Raw genomic sequence first — 18,379 nt, 5'->3', positions numbered from 1 at the left:
CCGGTAGCCTCCATCTCTTTATAATGAATGCCCAGCTTCCGGAACACTTCGGTGCGCGCTACTTCGTAGTAGGCCGCATAGTTGCCGTAGTAAACATACCCCATCTGGTCTGTTTCGGCGTATCGCACCCGTATCTGCACTTCTGACTCAAACATGCTTTAATTGTTGAATTGTTATTTGTTGATTGTTAATTGCTATGTCTAGTGCTGCTTGTTTGAATATTTAAATTTATAAGTAACAACAAACAATTAGCTATAAACAATTAGCAATAAACTACCTCATAATTTTCCGTTCGTTCATGGCTCTGTGGAAGCGCCGGGCGTTGGCCAGGTGTTCGGTTTCGGTGGCTGCAAAGGCATGGTAACCCGAAAAATCTTCTTTGGCGCAGAAGTACAAGTAATTGTGGCTTTCAGGGTTCAGCACGGCATCGATGCTGGAAATATCAGGTACGTTAATAGGCCCGGGCGGCAGGCCTTTGTAGCGGTAGGTGTTAAAAGGTGAGTCGTGCTGCAGGTGCACGTTCAGTACGCGGCGGATGGTAAAATCGCCTACACTGAAAACCACGGTTGGGTCGGCCTGCAGCAGCATGTTTCTTTTCAGACGGTTCAGGTACACACCGGCAATGCGTGGCCGTTCATCAGCGTATCTTCCTTGCTCCGCCTGCACAATAGAGGCCAGCACCGACACCTCCTGCTGCGAGAGCCCCTGCTTATCGGCCTTTGCCTTCCGCTCTGCCGTCCAGAATTTGTCGTACTCTGTTTTCATGCGGTCCAGGAGCGCTTTGGCAGAGGTGGTCCAGTACACTTCGTAGGTGTTGGGTATAAACATGCTCACAATGTTGGTGCTGTCGAAGCCAAGTTCCTGCAGGTAGGCGGGGTCAGAGAGCAGGCTGTCTATTTCGGCTTCGCCTGGCTCTACGCTGGTAGCCAGTTTGGCAGCCAGGTCTTTTCGGAGCCTGATGTTGTTAAAGGTAATTTTTACCGGCGACTGCTCCCCCAGGCGCAGCACCCCGATTAATTGGCGGTTACCCCAGCCATTCTCGATTTTATAGCGGCCTGGCTTTACGAGTTCGTCGTAGTCCATGAGTTTGGCCATAAACCGCAGTGAGAGCTTGTCTATGACCACACCTGTTGCCTCTACCGAATCGAGGGCCTGGGCATAACCGGCTCCGGTCGGGATATACACGTAGGTATCCTGGTTTTTAGTGTCTACGTTAGGCGTATAAACAATTTGGTAAGCGTAATAGGAGAAGCTTACAAACAGGAACAGGAACAGGACAATAATCGCGGGTACGACCATGCTTTTCTCTTTCCTTTTTCTTCTGGTAGTGACTTTTTTAGCCATAGTTGTTTTATAGGGCAGCAGCTATTGCGGCTGTTTGCACCTGGTGTTAAGTAAACTCAAAATTAATATTATTCTTCCGCTTTCTCTCAAAATTTAAATAAGACCGGCAGCAGTTGCTTTAAAAGGGCGTTTGCGGCCGCCACTGCACCACTTGTCGGGCAGGCGCAGCACCGCCTTCAGCTAAAAACCTTGTAGCTGTTATTTAGTTCCGGCGAACTCCGTACCCCGGTAAAATGAGGCAAGCTGTAACATATCTCTTAAAAATGACAACCTTTGCAGCCTATTTCAGCTATGTATATTTCATTCTGAAAGATTCGTTTTTCCTATTCAAGGCAAAAGTTAGCTAATGCTGTGAAAATAGCTTCAGCAATTCATGAATGATAAAAGTTTAATGTATGCTCTGAGAACTGTTGTCGAAGCATATTTGCCATAATTTTAAGTTTTCAATCTGACAAAGTACTATAGCTATGAGTAACGCCATTTTTTTAACCATCCATCCTGATAATCCGCAGGAAAGAAAAATAAGAGAGGCTGTAGAAGTGCTCCGGAACGGGGGCGTTATTATTTACCCAACCGACACTATTTACGGCATTGGCTGCGATATTCATAACGTACGGGCGGTGGAGCGCGTGTGCCAGATAAAGGGCGTAAAACCAGACAAAGTGCATCTTTCCTTTATTTGCTCCGACCTTACCCACATCTCCGATTATGCTAAAATAGATACGCCGGTTTATAAAGTAATGAAGAAGGCGCTGCCAGGCCCCTTCACATTTGTGCTCGAATCGAGCAGCAAAGTGCCTCGCTATGGCGGCTCTAAAAAGAAAACGGTCGGCATCAGGGTGCCCGACAATAATATTGCGCTGGCGCTGGTACGCGAACTAGGCAACCCGATTTTGTCTACCTCTATCCGTGATGAGGATGAGGTGCTGGAGTACAGCACCGACCCGGAGCTTATTTTTGAAAAATACCGGAACCTGGTAGATATGGTGATAGATGGTGGCTACGGCAACAACATTGCTTCTACGGTAGTAGATGCTGCCAATAATTTTGAAGTACTACGAGAAGGTGCCGGAGATATAGAGCAGTTTCTTTAGGGCTTCGCCTAATTAGAAATTAAAAATTAGAAATTATGAATGGCTGAAATCCTGTACTACCATAATTTATAATTTTTTAATTGGCCACAGGCCTCTTATGTTTCCAGCGGCGGTGGGTCCAGAGGTAATTGGCTGGCGAACGTTGTATCGACTTTTCGAGTGTGCGGGCAAAGGCTTCGGTAATCGGGTATTCGCAACCAGGCAGGTCTGGCTTTGTCTTGCCATCAGAGAGCACCTCGAACCGGAGGTGGTAGCGGCCACGTGCTATACGGTCTACATCCAGAAACAGTACCGGGTAGCCAAAGGTGTTGGCCAGCTTTTCGGCTCCTACAAAAAAGGCCGTTTCCTGGTTCATAAAGGTTGTCCAGTATTGTATTTCGCCGTAAGGAGGCGTCTGGTCAGAGAGCATGGCAATAACCCGGGGCACCTTTCGGTTGCGAACAAAATCGCGCATGGTATCTTTCATTTTAATGAGCCGTGCGCCCAGGCGGGTTCGCGTACTCAGCATATACTCTTCAAAAAAGGCGTTGTGCAGCGGCTTGTAAATACCCTCGGCCGGAAAACCGAACTGCACTGCCCCCGCCGAGAGCACCCACTCCCAGTTACCCGAATGAGAACCCATGGTAATAACCGGCGTGCCCTGCCTCACAAACTGGTCGAGCACCTCCTGGTTCGAGAACACAATTCTGCGCCGCATCTCATCGGCCGACATAGTACGCAACTTCAGAATCTCGACAACTAAATCGGCGAACTGCCTATAAAATGCTTTGGCTAAACGGGCTATTTCCTGCTCTCCTTTCTCCGGAAAAGAATTGCGCATGTTCTGCCAAACTACTTTTTTGCGGTAGCCAATAAGGTGGTACACCAGCAGGTAAAAAAAATCGGAAAGCACGTACAGCACCGGCAACGGCAGCAACGACAAACTCTTCAGCAGGAGCCAGAGTGGGTAATAAAGCGGCGGAATGTTTGGTTTCTTGTTCATTGGCAGTAGCAGCCGCAAAGGTACAACCACCTTTTATTAAATTAGCGTTTCCGAATCAGAATTTTGATTTCTGCCTTTTATCTAGTAGACTGCCTCCAACCCTTGGCTAAAAAAAGTTCTTTAGGCTTTGGAAGGGTGTTTTCATTGGAATAATTGGTAGTTGCTGTTTGTTCGTTGTTGATTGTTAAATGGTTTAATTGTTTAATGGCTAAATTGTTTAATGGTTGATTTGAAAATTTGGAGATGTGAAGATGAAGGCGATAAACTTTCAAATGATTACGTGACAGAGCGTCTTCTCATTTTGTATAAACCCCCGTATCTTATGCCTTGAGCCTTCTGTGTGCAAAAACCTTCTGGAGGCCAATTTCATTTGAATAATTGCTGATTGTTTGTTGTTGATTGTTAAATGTTTTAATAGTTAATTCAGAGATTTGGAAATTTGAAGAGGGTGAAGGAGCAAATGAAAACAACTCATAACTTTTAACTCATAACTCTTAACTTTTAACTCTTAACTAATAAAAAGGTGATTCTCCTGACCGAACTGCACTACCACCCTCCTATTGCGTACTTCCGGCAGGTGCTGCAAGCCGACAGTATATTGGTGGAGCAACACGAAAATTACATAAAGCAGAGCTACCGGAACCGCTGCCATGTGCTCACGCCACATGGGGTGCAACCGTTAACCGTGCCGGTGCTCCGGGGCAACAGCAAAAACAAAACCCGCATCACCGACATCGAGATTGACTATAGCCAGAAGTGGCAGCAGGTACATTGGCGCACCCTGCAGTCGGCTTACGGCAAGGCACCGTATTTCGAGTTTTACCAGGATGCCCTACAAGCAGTGTATCAGCAACATCCAAAAAATTTATTTCAATTAAACCTGAATTTGTTGCGGCTTTACTTAAAATTTCTTAAAATTAATAAACCACTTGAGCTCACTCATTCGTACGTGTCTGTAGTGCCCGATAACGTGCTGGATCTGCGAAACCAGATTCATCCCAAAATCAATCCTGACAATTTGTTCGTAAAACCCTATTACCAGGTTTTTGGCAATAATTTTGTACCAGAGCTTAGTATAATTGACTTGTTGTTTACACAAGGCCCTGCTGCAGCAAACTACTTACAGTAAGGTAGTACCAAAGGTGAACAATTAATCTTATCTGCTTGTTTTATTAATAAGGCAGCATTTAGAGCCTCAAATCAATTATAATTTCGATTTTTTTAGAATAATTTTTAGAGTATACATGGAAGCTAAATTCTCAAACAGAGTGAAAGAGGTAATATCACTCAGCCGTGAGGAAGCTATCCGTCTTGGACATGACTACATCGGAACTGAGCATTTGGTGTTGGGCATGATTCGGGAAGGAGAAGGTACCGCCATAGCCCTGCTGAAGAAGCTCGGCGTTTCGATAGATGAATTAAAGTACGCCTTAGAGCAGGCTACCCGCAATACAGCTACTCAGAACAGCAACATTACTGGCAGTATCCCGCTAACGAAACAGACTGAGAAAGTTCTGAAAATAACGTACCTGGAGGCTAAAATCTTCAAGAGCGATGTTATCGGCACCGAACACCTCTTATTATCCATCCTGCGGGATGAAGACAATATATCTTCACAAATTTTATCGAAATTTAACGTGAACTACGAAGCAATAAGAGATTCTCTGGATTATCATAGCAATAATCCACTTGCGTCGTCAGATACCGACGATTCTGATGATTCAGACAAATTATTTGGCAGCTCTTCCCGCTCTGGCAGCAGTACCAGCAAAAAAGCCGGCGAAAAATCGCGTACGCCCGTGCTCGATAACTTTGGCCGTGACTTAACCAAGCTGGCTGAAGACGATAAGCTGGACCCGATAGTAGGCCGTGAGAAAGAAATTGAGCGCGTGGCACAGGTCCTGAGCCGCCGCAAAAAGAACAACCCTATCCTGATTGGGGAGCCTGGCGTAGGTAAAACCGCTATTGCCGAAGGTCTGGCCCTGCGCATTGTGCAGAAGAAGGTAAGCCGTGTGCTCTTCAACAAGCGCGTGGTTACTCTCGACCTTGCTTCGCTGGTAGCCGGTACTAAATACCGTGGCCAGTTCGAAGAGCGTATGAAGGCCGTGATGAACGAGCTTGAGAAGTCTCCGGACGTGATCCTGTTCATTGATGAGCTGCATACCATTGTAGGTGCCGGTGGTGCCTCTGGCTCCCTGGATGCCTCCAACATGTTCAAACCTGCGCTGGCCCGTGGCGAGATACAATGCATTGGCGCTACTACATTAGATGAGTATCGTCAGTACATCGAGAAAGATGGCGCTCTGGCCCGTCGTTTCCAGATCGTAATGGTAGACCCTACCACGCCCGAGGAAACCATGGAAATACTGCACAACATCAAAGATAAGTACCAGGATCACCACCACGTAAACTACACCGACAAAGCCATTGAGGCCTGTGTGAAGCTGAGCGACCGCTACATGAGCGATCGTTTCCTGCCAGACAAAGCCATTGATATTCTGGATGAGGCTGGTGCGCGCGTGCACATCAACAACATTATTGTACCAGAAGACATCCTGAAGCTCGAAGAGCAGATAGAGAACATCAAGGTAGAGAAAAACCGTGTCGTAAAAAGCCAGAAATACGAAGAGGCTGCCCAACTGCGCGACAAGGAGAAAAAGTTGATCGACCAACTCGACCAGGCCAAAAAGAACTGGGAAGAAGAGACGAAAAAGAAACGCTATACCGTAAAAGAGGAAAATGTGGCAGAGGTTATTGCCATGATGACAGGTATTCCGGTAAAACGTATCGCGCAGAACGAAGGCGTGAAATTGCTGAACATGAACGAAGAGCTCCGTGGCAAAGTAATCGGCCAGGACAAAGCCATCGGTCAGTTGGTAAAAGCAATCCAACGTACGCGTGTTGGCCTGAAAGATCCGAAAAAACCAATCGGTTCGTTTGTATTCCTCGGCCCGACTGGTGTAGGTAAAACAGAGCTTGCCAAAGTGCTTTCTACTTACCTCTTCGACAAAGAAGATTCGCTGGTGCGTATCGACATGAGTGAGTACATGGAGAAATTCAGCGTATCTCGCTTGGTGGGAGCGCCTCCGGGGTATGTGGGTTACGAAGAAGGTGGTCAGCTGACAGAGAAAATCCGTCGCAAACCATATTCAGTTGTACTGCTCGACGAGATCGAGAAAGCGCACCCGGATGTGTACAACCTGCTGCTCCAGGTACTCGACGATGGTATCTTAACAGACGGATTAGGCCGCAAAGTCGACTTCCGGAACACGATCATCATCATGACCTCGAACATCGGTGCCCGCGACTTGCAGGACTTTGGAGCCGGTATCGGTTTCATGTCTAAAACCAAGCAAGAGAATGTAGACGATATCATGAAAGGCACTATTGCCAGCGCCTTGCGTAAAACCTTCTCGCCTGAGTTCCTGAACCGCCTGGACGACGTGATTGTGTTTAACTCACTTAACCGTGAGGATATGCACAAGATCATCGAAATCTCGCTCAGCAAACTGTTCAAGCGTGTGGAAACGTTGGGGTACACCATCCAGCTCACCAACGAAGCCAAAGACTTTGTGGCCGAGAAAGGATACGACCCGAAATACGGTGCCCGTCCGTTGAACCGTGCTATTCAGAAGTACATTGAAGACCCGATTGCAGAGGAAATTCTGAGAGCTGAAATAAACCAGGGAGATATTATAGTGGTAGAGCATACAGAAGGCGAAGAGAAACTGACATTCTCTTCTAAAAAATCTGATGGCACTGGCCCGCAGGGTGCCTCTGACGAAGCTCCTGAACCGTCTAAATCATCTGGCTCCGATAAAGCAAGCGAATAACATAACTAGTTAGTAACAAAAAAAGGCTGCCTGAACGGGCAGCCTTTTTTTGTTACTCTTTATTGTACTTTCGTAAATAAAATACTCTTTCAGTACATTATATTGTAATTTTGCTAAATTGAGGCAAAAATGAAGCAGCAAAAGATTTTTCCTATTTTAACAAATTGGTAACATCTGTAATTTTAAAGTATACAACTAACAGAAGCTTTGACTTTGTGCAGCTAAAGCAGCGGCTACCTGTTGTCAGTTTATTCTTTTTACTGCATTTAAAACAGAAAGCTGCTGGCGTAACTATTTATAAACGATTGTAAAACATATTGCATGGCCCCAAAAACCAGACAAAGCCAAACAGAAACGCTGGAGCGCAAAAACGCAGAAGCACTGCTCGGTGGTGGAGAAGACAGAATTAAAGCGCAGCACGACAAGGGCAAACTAACAGCACGCGAACGCCTGCACCTGCTTATGGACGAAGGCAGCTTTGAGGAAATAGGCAAATTTGTGATGCACCGCTCCAAAGACTTTGGCCTTGACAAACAGTATTTTCTGGGCGATGGTGTTGTTACCGGATATGGTACTATACAGGGCCGACTGGTATATGTTTTCTCACAAGATTTTACGGTTTTAGGCGGGTCGCTTTCAGAAACGCATGCCGAAAAAATTGTGAAGATCATGGAGCTAGCCATGAAAAACGGCGCTCCTGTTATTGGCCTCAACGACTCTGGCGGTGCCCGCATTCAGGAAGGTGTGGTTTCGTTGGGTGGCTATGCTGATATTTTTTACCGTAACACGCTGGCTTCGGGCGTTATTCCGCAGATTTCGGCTATTATGGGGCCGTGTGCCGGTGGAGCCGTGTACTCTCCTGCCATTACAGATTTTGTGATGATGGTAGAAAACACCTCGTACATGTTTGTAACCGGACCCAACGTAGTAAAAACAGTTACCCACGAAAACGTTACTTCCGAAGAGTTGGGCGGTGCCAGCACCCACAGCACCAAGAGCGGTGTTACCCATTTCTCATGTGCCAACGAGGTAGAGTGTATCAACTACATTAAAAAACTGCTTAGCTATATACCGCAGAACTGCGAAGAACTTCCGCCTGCCATGCCCTATACCAGCAATGGCAACGAAAGCCGCGAATCGCTGAATACCATTATACCCGAAAACCCGAACCAGCCTTACGACATTCGGGAAGTAATTGAAGGCATTATAGACACCGACACTTTTTTTGAGGTGCATAAAAATTTCGGCGATAACATTGTGGTAGGGTTTGCGCGCCTGGCTGGCCGCAGCATTGGCATTGTTGGTAACCAGCCTGCCGTATTAGCCGGCGTACTCGATATTAATGCCAGTACCAAAGCCGCTCGCTTCGTCCGGTTCTGCGACAGCTTTAACATACCCTTGCTGGTGCTCGAAGATGTTCCGGGCTTTTTGCCAGGCACCGACCAGGAGTGGCGCGGCATTATTACCAATGGGGCAAAACTACTCTATGCCTTTTGCGAGGCCACTGTGCCGCGCATAACCGTTATTACCCGAAAAGCGTACGGTGGTGCTTACGATGTTATGAACTCCAAACACATCGGGGCCGATATGAACTTTGCATGGCCAACCGCCGAAATTGCTGTAATGGGAGCCCAGGGAGCCGCTGAAATTATTTTTAAACGCGAAATTGCCTTGTCCGATGATCCGGAGGCTAAACTGGCAGAGAAGGTGGAGGAATACAAAGAAAAGTTTGCTACTCCTTACCGGGCAGCGCATCGTGGTTTTATAGACGAGGTAATTATGCCCTCAGAAACCCGCACAAAATTAATTAAAGCATTCAAAATGCTTGAGAACAAGGCAGTGCAACTGCCGCGTAAAAAACACGGAAATATTCCACTTTAAATATAATTAGAAATTCAAAATTAGAAATTAGAAATGATGGGTATACATGGTTTGCCAGTTTCTAATTTCTTAAAATTCATATTTCTAATTTTTAATTCTTAATTTTTAATTTGCATAAGCATGCGACAAGAATCTTTTGATTTTTTACAGAAATACCTGAACAATGCCTCTCCCACTGGCTTTGAAGCAGAAGGCCAAAAACTGTGGTTAGAGTACCTGAAACCGTATATTGACGAATATTTTGTAGATACTTACGGCTCTGTAGTTGGCGTAATTAACCCTGAAGCCGATTATAAAGTAGTTATCGAAGCCCACGCCGACGAAATTTCGTGGTTTGTAAACTACATTACCAACGAAGGTTACCTGTACCTGCGCCGCAACGGTGGCTCCGATGCCGTAATCGCTCCTTCTAAACGCGTGAATATTCATACCAGCAAAGGCATAGTAAAAGCCATATTCGGCTGGCCAGCCATACACGTGCGTAAGCTCGAAAACGAGAAAGCGCCAACCGTAGAAACGGTGTTCCTCGACTGTGGCGCCAGCAACAAAGAAGAAGTGGAAGCAATGGGTATACACGTAGGCTCTGTGGTGACGTTTGAGGATGAGTTTACCACAATGAACGAGAAGTTCTACGTAGGCCGCGCCCTCGATAACCGCATCGGCGGTTTTATGATCGCCGAAGTAGCCCGCATGCTGAAAGAGAATAACCACAAGCTGCCATTCGGGCTTTACATTGTGAATGCCGTGCAGGAAGAAATTGGTTTGCGCGGTGCCGAAATGATAGCGCACCGCATTAAACCGGATGTTGCCATCATTACCGACGTAACGCACGACACACAGTCGCCGATGTACGACAAGAAAACCAGTGGCGACATACACTGCGGCAAAGGTCCGGTTATAGCCTATGGCCCTGCCGTGCAGAATAACGTGCGCGACCTTATCATTACTACCGCACAGCAAAAAGAAATTCCGTTCCAGAGAGCAGCCGTTTCACGTGCCACCGGCACCGACACCGATGCCTTTGCATACTCCAACGCAGGTGTGGCCTCAGCCTTAATTTCGCTTCCGCTTAAATACATGCACACGACCGTAGAAACAGTACACAAAGACGATGTGGATAATGTAACCAAGCTGATTTACGAAACACTTCTTAAGATAGAAGATAAACAGGATTTCCGTTACCTGAAGTAAGATTAATTCTTCAGCAAAAAGCCTCACAGCGCCACCAGCCCTGTGAGGCTTTTTATTTACTACCTCTACCTCAAATTATTCTAATAAATATGGCCTCCAAAAAGAATTTGGATGAAAAGTGTTCAAGGGTAGGCTCCTTCAATAGTAAATTGTAACAGGCTGAAATAGCTACTTCATGTTCAGATTAGCCATTTCACCTTTTAACCATGAACAACCAACATCGACAATTAAATTATTTCAATGAAACTAGCCTTCCGAAGACATTTTAAAGAAAAATCGTCAAGCCTTTCTCAACTTTCTGTATGACCTATCCTCGCACCTTCACCGACCAGATGGGCAACCACATTACGCTGCCGTACATGCCACAGCGGATCATCTCGCTGGTGCCATCGCAGACCGAACTTCTTTTTGACCTGGGTTTAGGCGACCGTATTGTGGGAGTCACCAAATTTTGCTCACACCCAAAGGAAGAGGTAAAGCAAAAGGCGATTATTGGTGGCACCAAAAACTTTCATTTCGAAGCTATTGAAAAGCTGCAGCCAGACCTCATCATCGGAAACAAAGAAGAAAATTATAAGGAAGGTATAGAGCAGCTGCAACAAAGCCATGCAGTTTGGATGAGCGATATTTACGTGTTGGAAGATGCTCTGCAGATGATGCAGCAGCTTGGTGAAATAACTGCAACAGGGGCAAAAGCGGCAGAACTGCTCAACACGATCCGTAGTCGTTTTACGGCCCTTGCTCCTGCTGCACCTGCTGTCTCTACAGCTTACTTTATCTGGCGCAAACCGTATATGGTGGTCGGAGATAATAACATCATCGATCACATGCTTGTGCGTTGCGGCTTCTCAAACTGCTTTGCCCACTTCACACGATATCCGGAAGTTACTAGTGAGCAGTTGCAGCAGGCTAACCCAAAGCTAATATTTTTATCGTCGGAGCCTTACCCATTCCGGGAGAAGCACATAGCCGAGTTTCAGAAACTGTGCCCGCAGGCGCTGGTGAAAGTGGTGGATGGCGAAATGTTCAGCTGGTATGGGAGCAGGCTGTTGCGGGCTCCGGCTTATTTGGAGAGCATAATACAAGAGGTGCAGCAGGAGTTGCTCACCTAGAACTTGCATTTTTTTCGGACTCATCAGGAATACAAAAGGTGGCCTCTGAAAAGAAACCACCCTCTGTTTAGCCAATTTTGCGGTTTAATCCCGCTACAAAACCTTTAGTAAGATATTCACGAAAAATTCGGTTTCGAGTTTTTTTGCTTCGTAGCCGACAAGACGCTCGCAGGTTTTAGACGCTGCGAGGTCATGTGGTGTTTTTTATTCCTCAAACGTCAACTCAAACTCTACTTTCTCCAGGTCTTCCCAGAAACGCGGGTATGATTTACGTACCACACGCGGCTCTTGTATAGTAGTAGGCCGTAGCAGGGCAAGTGGAGCAAAAGCCATGGCCATCCGGTGATCTTCGTAGGTCCGAAAAGTAAACGCACTGTTCTCGATCAGGCCCAACTCCAGCCGGAAAACACCCTCTGTTACTTCTTGCAGGGAGCAGCCAAAACTCAACACCTCTACCTGTAGTGCCTGAATGCGGTCTGTTTCTTTTATACGAAGACTCTCCAGCCCTGTAAGTTCTAACGAAATGCCTTTGGCTGCACAAAGCGCCACAATGGTTTGCGCCAGGTCGGGGCAATCGGAGAAGTCGAAGGAGAAGTGATGATCGTGTTTCCGTTTCATGAGCTTTACCCCACTTTCGGTAAACTCTGTGTGCACGCCCAGGTGTTCCATAATACCAGCAATGGCGCTATCGCCCTGAAACGACTGCTGGCGCAAACCAGGCAGCTCAATTTCGGCTTCGTGTGCCAGCGCTACCAGGCTATACCAGTAGCTCGATGCCGACCAATCGGGCTCTATGCTGTAGCTGGCTGCTTTGTAAGGCTGGTGCGGCACGGTAATGATATTTCCGGAAAAGTCAGCTTCTACACCAAAGTGGCGCATGAGCGAGAGCGTCATCTCGATATAAGGTCGGGAGCCGATTTTTCCTTCCAACTCCAGCACCAGGCCTTGCGGCAGCATAGGGCCAACCATCAGCAACGACGATATGTACTGGCTGCTAATGTCGCTGCGCACTTTCAGTTTGTTGTTGCCGTTGCCTTTAAACGCTCCGATCTTCATGGGCGGGTATCCTTCTTCGCCCAGATACTCGATGCTGGCACCTAACTCCCGCAGCGCGTCTACGAGTACTTTAATGGGCCGCTGGCACATGCGCGGTGTTCCTGTCAGGACTTTCTGCTGCCCAGTTACGGCATAGTAACCCGTCAGGAAGCGCATAACGGTGCCGGCATCTTCGGCATTTATTTCGGCAGCATCGCTTTTGAGCAGGCGCTGCAGCAACTGGGTATCGTTTGCTTCCGACAAATTATCCAGTTCAGAAGCTTCTCCTGATAAAGCTGCAATAATAAGGGCACGGTTCGCCTCGCTTTTAGAAGCCGGCAGTTTTATAGATCCTTTCAGGATGCCTGAAGGATGGGTAAGGGTAACAGATTTGGTCATAGCAATTGGTAGTAACGTAACGACTCCTGAATTTCGGCAAGCGTAACAGGTTGGTCATATACTGCCTGCCCTATTTTTTTAAGTAAGGTGCAGTTTATAGTTGATTTTGAGTTCTTTTTATCCTGAAGTGCCCATGCGGCAATGTCTGCCAGGTCCTCGTTGTTCAGCTTCACTTTTTCATACACTGTCAGCAGAAACGTTTCTATTCGGTCCAGCTCCTGCTGCGAGAGCAGCCCTTTTTTAACGGAGAGCCAGGTTTCGCAGAGCATGCCTACGGCTATGGCTTCGCCATGCAGCAATTCCCGCCCAGGTTTCTCCAGCAGGTAACTTTCTATGGCATGTCCTACGGTGTGGCCAAAGTTCAGCACTTTGCGGTAACCGCCTTCCAGCGGATCGGCCGCCACAACTCTTTCTTTTATGGCCACCGAATGCGGAATAAGTGCTTCCCAGTCGGCCGACAGCAGCCCTACCTGGCGCTGCTCTTCAAACTTAGCACCGTCTTCAATAAGCCAGTGTTTAATAATTTCGGCATAGCCTGATTTTACCTGGCGGTCGGGCAGTGTTTGCAGAAAAGCAGGATCTATGATAACGGCACGAGGCTCTTTAAACACGCCGATGTGGTTTTTAAGCCCATGGAAATCGATGCCTGTTTTACCGCCTACACTGGCATCTACCTGCGAGAGCAACGTAGTAGGCACCTGCACAAAATAGATACCGCGCTTATACACAGCAGCACAGAAACCACCCATATCGCCAATTACACCGCCACCCAGGTTCACAAGTACCGCCCAGCGATCGAGGTTAAAACTGGTCATCTGCTGCCAGATGTACGCGCAGGTTTGAAGAGTTTTGTTTTCTTCGCCGCTCTTTATCTGGATGAGCTGGTGCTCCGGCAAATGCTTTTTAAGCTGCGGGTAACAATGGAGCAGTGTATTCTCATCTACCAGCACCACCACCTTCGAGAAGGCACGATTTTGCAGCAGGTCGGTTAATTGTTGCAGAGCGTTTTGCCCAATATGGATATTTTCTGTCACGCTAAGGCTAGATTTAGGCATTAAAATGGCAAGCTACTCAAAAAGCTGACAATTCTGAAAGTATTCTCTCCTCAAAATAGCAATCCCGAAATTTTTCACCTGTTTTACTGCCTATCCTTTAATCCAGAAGCAGCTTCACCCTTTGCTCCCTAAAAGAGCCTGCAACCCTTGACTTAAAACAGAAGAAATTTCTTTGGAAGGGCATTTTCATTAGAATAATTGCTGGTTGTTGGTTGTTAAATGGTTTAATTGCCAAATGGTTGATTTGGAGATTTGAAAATGTTGCAGCGGGAATGGGAATAATGATAAAATAGATGAAAGGATGAGTGAGAGGATAATCTCCTATCGTAACTCTTATATTATTTTTAAAGTGAGTATATTGAGGAGGAGTACCTTTCTTTAGCTTAGGCACAATAAGCGCTATAGCTTTCGATTATAATACTTAATGCATTCACATAGAGATAAATAACAAAGAAATGACCCTAAAGAATTTCCTGCCAGTATTCCTGTTTTTCGGCATCGGCCTTTCAGTGCAGGCGCAGAAACTGTCGGTTATCAGTCAGAAAGAAACCACGCGCCTGATCAGCACCCTGAGTGCCGATGACATGCAAGGCCGCGCCACTTTTACACCAGGCATAGAAAAAGCAGCAGATTTTATTCAGCAGGAATTCCGGAAAACCGGCCTTAAACCGCTCGCAGACAACAGCAACCCCAAAGATTTCAGGCAAACGTTTAAGCTCTACCGCCTCACCCCGGGCATTCCCCAACTGGAGGCCGATGGCGAACATTTTCAAGCGGAAGCTCTTTTTTTCAATACCAGCTACCAGCAGCTGAACTGGACCAACAATAACGCCCGCATTATAGTCTCCATTGGAGAGGAACAGGATTTCAGGGAAGCATTCTCTAAACTAAACAAGCTCGAAGAAGATGCGCTGGTGCTGGTGCATCCGGTACATCAAAAATTGTTCGAAGCGTATCGGCACCATTTTCAGGGGGTTGGGGCGAGGCAGGAAACCAATGCGGGCAGCAGCAAAGTATTTGTTTTAACAGACAAGGCTGCGTTTGCGAGCTATTCCTTTTCTGTAACAAACCAGGTGGAGCAACTGCCGCTGTTTAATGTTGCCGGCATGATTGAAGGAAAGCGCAAAGATGAGATCGTGGTTTTCTCTGGCCACTACGACCACATTGGTATACTGGCTCCCGTAGCAGGCGACAGTATAGCCAACGGTGCCGACGACGACGCCTCCGGCACTACCGCTATGATGATGCTGGCCCGTTATTTTGCGAAGCAGCCAAAGCCGGAGCGTACACTTGTTTTTGTAGCTTTTACCGCTGAAGAAATTGGCGGCTTTGGCTCCAGGCATTTTTCGGAGCAGCTGAACCCCGACCAGATTGTAGCCATGTTCAACATCGAGATGGTCGGCAAGCCCTCTAAGTTCGGCCCTAACACTGCTTACCTCACCGGCTTCGACAAATCTGATTTAGGGAGCCTGCTGCAGAAGCGGTTAACCGGAACGCCCTACGCGCTTCACCCAGACCCTTACCCGGAGCAGAACCTATTTTACCGCTCCGACAATGCCACGCTTGCCCGCCTGGGTGTTCCGGCGCATACTGTTTCTTCGGTGCAGATAGACCAGGACAAAACCTACCACACCGTGCACGACGAAGTGGAACTGCTGCACATGGAGCACCTGACGAACATGATCAGGGCCATTGCGCTGGCAGCACAAGGTGTAGTTAACGGCCAGGACACCCCCAGCCGCATTGATAAAACCCTTGTACGCTAGTGAGCAGCATAATCCGAAGAAAAACGTAAACGCAGGAGTTTTACTAACCAGCAACAAACTAAATTACCGAACCCTTAGCGCTTACAGCAGTAAAAAGCTTTTGAAGGCCATTTTCATTAGAATAATTGTTGGTATAGTGATTGGTGGTTGTTAAATGGTTGATTTGTCGGAATTTTGATTCTTCAACTTTTAACTAATTCACTACTCATAACTTAAAAAAAGGTTCTTTCATCTATAATCTAACAGAAAAAGAAATGCCGGTTTACGCGTAGTATGAAATACGAGAACCGATTCTGCCATATAATATGATCCGATTCACCCTCTTCCTGTTTGTGCTTCTGGCTACCTCACTTGCTGCTGTTGCCCAGGAGCCAGTGTTTACTTGGGGTGCTGCCATAGATAGGGAACCGCGTGAATTTGAGAACATGCGTGTGGTGGGCCTTAGCCCGGATAGCGGCTTTTATGCTATTTACACCGAAGCCGGAAAAACGACGCTGGAGCGCTATAACCAGCAAAACCAACGGCTCTGGGCAACCGTGCTGCTGCCAAGGTCGCCAGAAAACCAGCCAATTGAGTTTCAGGATGCGGTGGTGCTGGAGCAGAAAGTATACCTGGTTTCTAGCAGGCTGGTAAAGGGTGTCACCACTATTTACGCGCAGGAGATTACGGCAAACGGCAATTATAACCCCCAGATACAGCCCCTGCTGCAGGCTAAGCACGGCGGCAAACTACAACTTACAACTTCAGGCCAAAACAATTTGCTGCTGGCCACGCTTACCGACGAGGCAAAAAAAACGGGTACGGCCACTGTTTTGGGAGCAGACTTAAAACCTCGCTTTTCTAAAACGTTTTCGGCCAGAACGCTGCCGGTGCAAACCTTACTCCTCGACAACGGCACAGCCTACATGCTCCTGAAATCGCTGTCCACAGAGCCCTCCACCAAAAGTTTTCTGCTTTACCGGCTGCAGGCCAACAGCTCCAAACCCAACGAAATGGCTATTGGCCACGAACAGTACCGGCCCATGCAGGCGCTGCTTACTACCACGGCTGCGCAAGATGTGGTTGTAACAGGTTATTATAGCTCCACGGCTGAGGCTGCTAAACAAGCGCCTGTACCAGAAGGCACGTTTTACTTCCGTTTCGGGAAAGACTCGCTCAAGCAACGGGCGGGTCGTTTTACGGCTTTTAATAAAGCGGCGCTCCAGAAGCACACCAGCTACAAACCAGAAAAAGACAGTACCCGGTGGCTTCGGCAACTGCAGTTAAAACAACTTGTTCCGGTTCCGCATGGCGGTGTAATTGCGCTTGGCGAAGTAGACCACACAGAGGCTGACCAAACCACATACCAAGAAGATGTGCTGGCTGTGATGCTGGAAGAAGACGGCACCCCCTACTACACCACCACCATCTATAAAAAACAAGCCAACCCCAACAACAACGAGCAAATCGGTTCATTTATGGCCACCAACAGTGGCAATTACCTGCAACTGCTCTACCTCGACTTCGAGTACAACTTCTCTGACGATGACAAACTGATAATTGCCGGCAAAAATGCCAGCAACAAAGAGCCTGTGCTCATTACTGTTTTATCGAATGGAGAGCAGCAGGTAAAGCCGCTGCACAAAAGCCAGACAGGGCGCGAGCAGCAACGTTTCTACCTACGCCCCACCTCTGCCTTTCAGGTTTCTGATAAGGAGTTCATCGTGCTTGGCATTGGGCTTGGCTACTATAAATATGGCAGGCTGAAATTCAGGTAAAAAGGTATGAATTTAGAGTTGTTCTCAGGTTCCGATTCTGATTTCACCTCATCTATAAATTCCTCAATTAACCATTTACCAATTAAACAATTTGGCAATTAACAATCAGCAACCAACTATTAATTATTCACTGATGTTCCGCACCTTCAAGTAGGTGGCACCTTTACGTTAGTTCTAATACATTTGGTAAGAGTTTCATCCGGTGCCCTCAATCTATTTTGTTCTATAGGAAAAGTCTTAGGCTCAAGGCTGGGGAAGGGGCCCTATATTAGCGGGGCCTCGTTCTCGGGCATCGCGCTGCTGCATCTTTCCTGCCCGCAGGCGGGCTCCCGCTCCCGCGGCACCGGAAACCTGCAAAGGCGCTCAATCCAAGAACTGGGATCAAGTGCTACGAGCATCTGCTACACCGCCAGTAAATTAATTTGTTTGGTCTGGACTATAAAATTTAATTTAACATCCTTAGTGCGTAGCCTCAATTATTCAAATAAAAATGGCCTTCCGAAGGCTTTTGAGCTATTGGCAGGTCAAGGGTTTTAGAGAGTTGGTAATGCACTTGCTTTAATTTCGCTGAGTTTAATGTCGGTTCGCTTCTGTAGTTTGCCCAGCGCATAGGCCTGATCCAGGCGCTCCAGCGAAATACGGTCTGTGGTGGCAAAAATAGTGTAGTCCTGGAAACGGATGCCACTTATGGTACGGGGGTTTTTAGCTTGCCAGAATTGTACGTCGGCATCTTTTTCTGGAGCGTAGGCCAGGAAATCTAACGTGTGGTGTTGCTCATGAAACCACCCGATTACTTCTACTCTTTCGCCAGCTACCTCACGGGCAGCTGGCACCTCGAACCGTACCTTATGGTACTCCTGCCCATGCAAATCAAAATCGCCTTCGTAGGTTTTTTCGATGTTCGCCTGGTCGAGGTGGTGAGGCAGTAAG

Annotated in this window: 13 protein-coding genes and 1 pseudogene; 8 read left to right on the top strand and 6 right to left on the bottom strand. The window is 47.2% G+C overall.

Going from position 1 to position 18,379, the window contains the following annotated elements; all coding sequences use genetic code 11:
- Both FVR03_RS20755 and mltG read right to left on the bottom strand, forming a co-directional pair.
- The coding region (locus tag FVR03_RS20755) for an acyl-CoA thioesterase (protein WP_304608231.1) at positions 1–155 on the bottom strand (155 nt) is incomplete at its 3' end.
- 118 nt (positions 156–273) lie between these two features.
- The gene (gene mltG, locus FVR03_RS20750; protein WP_255474332.1) at positions 274–1,344 is read right to left on the bottom strand and encodes an endolytic transglycosylase MltG; all 1,071 of its coding nucleotides are present in this window, start codon (positions 1,342–1,344) and stop codon (positions 274–276) included.
- A gap of 467 nt (positions 1,345–1,811) precedes the next feature.
- On the opposite strand from mltG, the gene FVR03_RS20745 reads away from it, so the two are divergent.
- Complete coding sequence (locus FVR03_RS20745; RefSeq protein WP_187270245.1) at positions 1,812–2,438, top strand: L-threonylcarbamoyladenylate synthase; 627 nt, start codon at positions 1,812–1,814, stop codon at positions 2,436–2,438.
- A gap of 76 nt (positions 2,439–2,514) precedes the next feature.
- Here the strand turns inward: FVR03_RS20745 and FVR03_RS20740 are convergent, their stop codons facing one another.
- Positions 2,515–3,420 carry a lysophospholipid acyltransferase family protein gene (locus FVR03_RS20740; protein ID WP_147923689.1) on the bottom strand — a complete coding sequence of 302 codons (906 nt, stop codon included), beginning with the start codon at positions 3,418–3,420 and terminating at the stop codon, positions 2,515–2,517.
- Positions 3,421–3,943: 523 nt separating this feature from the next.
- On the opposite strand from FVR03_RS20740, the gene FVR03_RS20735 reads away from it, so the two are divergent.
- The 5 genes from FVR03_RS20735 to FVR03_RS20715 all read left to right on the top strand — a co-directional run bounded on the left by FVR03_RS20735 (position 3,944) and on the right by FVR03_RS20715 (position 11,437).
- A complete protein-coding gene (locus tag FVR03_RS20735) occupies positions 3,944–4,549 on the top strand; it encodes a WbqC family protein (protein ID WP_255474331.1) in 606 nt (201 codons plus the stop codon).
- A 115-nt stretch (positions 4,550–4,664) separates the two neighbouring features.
- The gene (locus tag FVR03_RS20730; RefSeq protein WP_147923688.1) at positions 4,665–7,253 is read left to right on the top strand and encodes an ATP-dependent Clp protease ATP-binding subunit; all 2,589 of its coding nucleotides are present in this window, start codon (positions 4,665–4,667) and stop codon (positions 7,251–7,253) included.
- Between the two features lie 321 nt (positions 7,254–7,574).
- Entirely contained in the window at positions 7,575–9,134 is a 1,560-nt protein-coding gene (locus tag FVR03_RS20725) for an acyl-CoA carboxylase subunit beta (RefSeq protein WP_147923687.1), read from the top strand.
- A 120-nt stretch (positions 9,135–9,254) separates the two neighbouring features.
- Positions 9,255–10,325 carry a M42 family metallopeptidase gene (locus FVR03_RS20720; RefSeq protein WP_147923686.1) on the top strand — a complete coding sequence of 357 codons (1,071 nt, stop codon included), beginning with the start codon at positions 9,255–9,257 and terminating at the stop codon, positions 10,323–10,325.
- Positions 10,326–10,627: 302 nt separating this feature from the next.
- Positions 10,628–11,437, top strand: coding sequence for an ABC transporter substrate-binding protein (locus FVR03_RS20715; RefSeq protein WP_255474330.1), 810 nt, complete (start codon positions 10,628–10,630; stop codon positions 11,435–11,437).
- Between the two features lie 204 nt (positions 11,438–11,641).
- On the opposite strand, the gene FVR03_RS20710 is transcribed toward FVR03_RS20715, so the two are convergent.
- Both FVR03_RS20710 and aroB read right to left on the bottom strand, forming a co-directional pair.
- Positions 11,642–12,871, bottom strand: coding sequence for a 3-phosphoshikimate 1-carboxyvinyltransferase (locus tag FVR03_RS20710; RefSeq protein WP_147923685.1), 1,230 nt, complete (start codon positions 12,869–12,871; stop codon positions 11,642–11,644).
- Entirely contained in the window at positions 12,868–13,905 is a 1,038-nt protein-coding gene (gene aroB, locus FVR03_RS20705) for a 3-dehydroquinate synthase (protein WP_147923684.1), read from the bottom strand. The genes FVR03_RS20710 and aroB overlap by 4 nt, the downstream gene beginning before the upstream one ends.
- 476 nt (positions 13,906–14,381) lie before the next feature.
- Here aroB and FVR03_RS20700 point away from each other — a divergent pair, with 476 nt between their 5' ends.
- Both FVR03_RS20700 and FVR03_RS20695 read left to right on the top strand, forming a co-directional pair.
- Complete coding sequence (locus FVR03_RS20700; RefSeq protein ID WP_147923683.1) at positions 14,382–15,692, top strand: M20/M25/M40 family metallo-hydrolase; 1,311 nt, start codon at positions 14,382–14,384, stop codon at positions 15,690–15,692.
- A 305-nt stretch (positions 15,693–15,997) separates the two neighbouring features.
- Complete coding sequence (locus tag FVR03_RS20695) at positions 15,998–17,449, top strand: hypothetical protein (RefSeq protein ID WP_147923682.1); 1,452 nt, start codon at positions 15,998–16,000, stop codon at positions 17,447–17,449.
- Positions 17,450–17,982: 533 nt separating this feature from the next.
- On the opposite strand, the pseudogene FVR03_RS24555 reads toward FVR03_RS20695, so the two are convergent.
- A pseudogene (locus FVR03_RS24555) lies at positions 17,983–18,379 on the bottom strand (DUF6503 family protein); the annotation flags it as partial.

The sequence above is a fragment of the Pontibacter qinzhouensis genome (assembly GCF_008017455.1).
In the GTDB taxonomy this organism is placed as follows: Bacteria; Bacteroidota; Bacteroidia; order Cytophagales; family Hymenobacteraceae; genus Pontibacter; species Pontibacter qinzhouensis.
The sequence above is the reverse complement of the archived record's forward strand: the minus strand, read 5'-3'. Positions and strand labels throughout refer to the sequence as shown.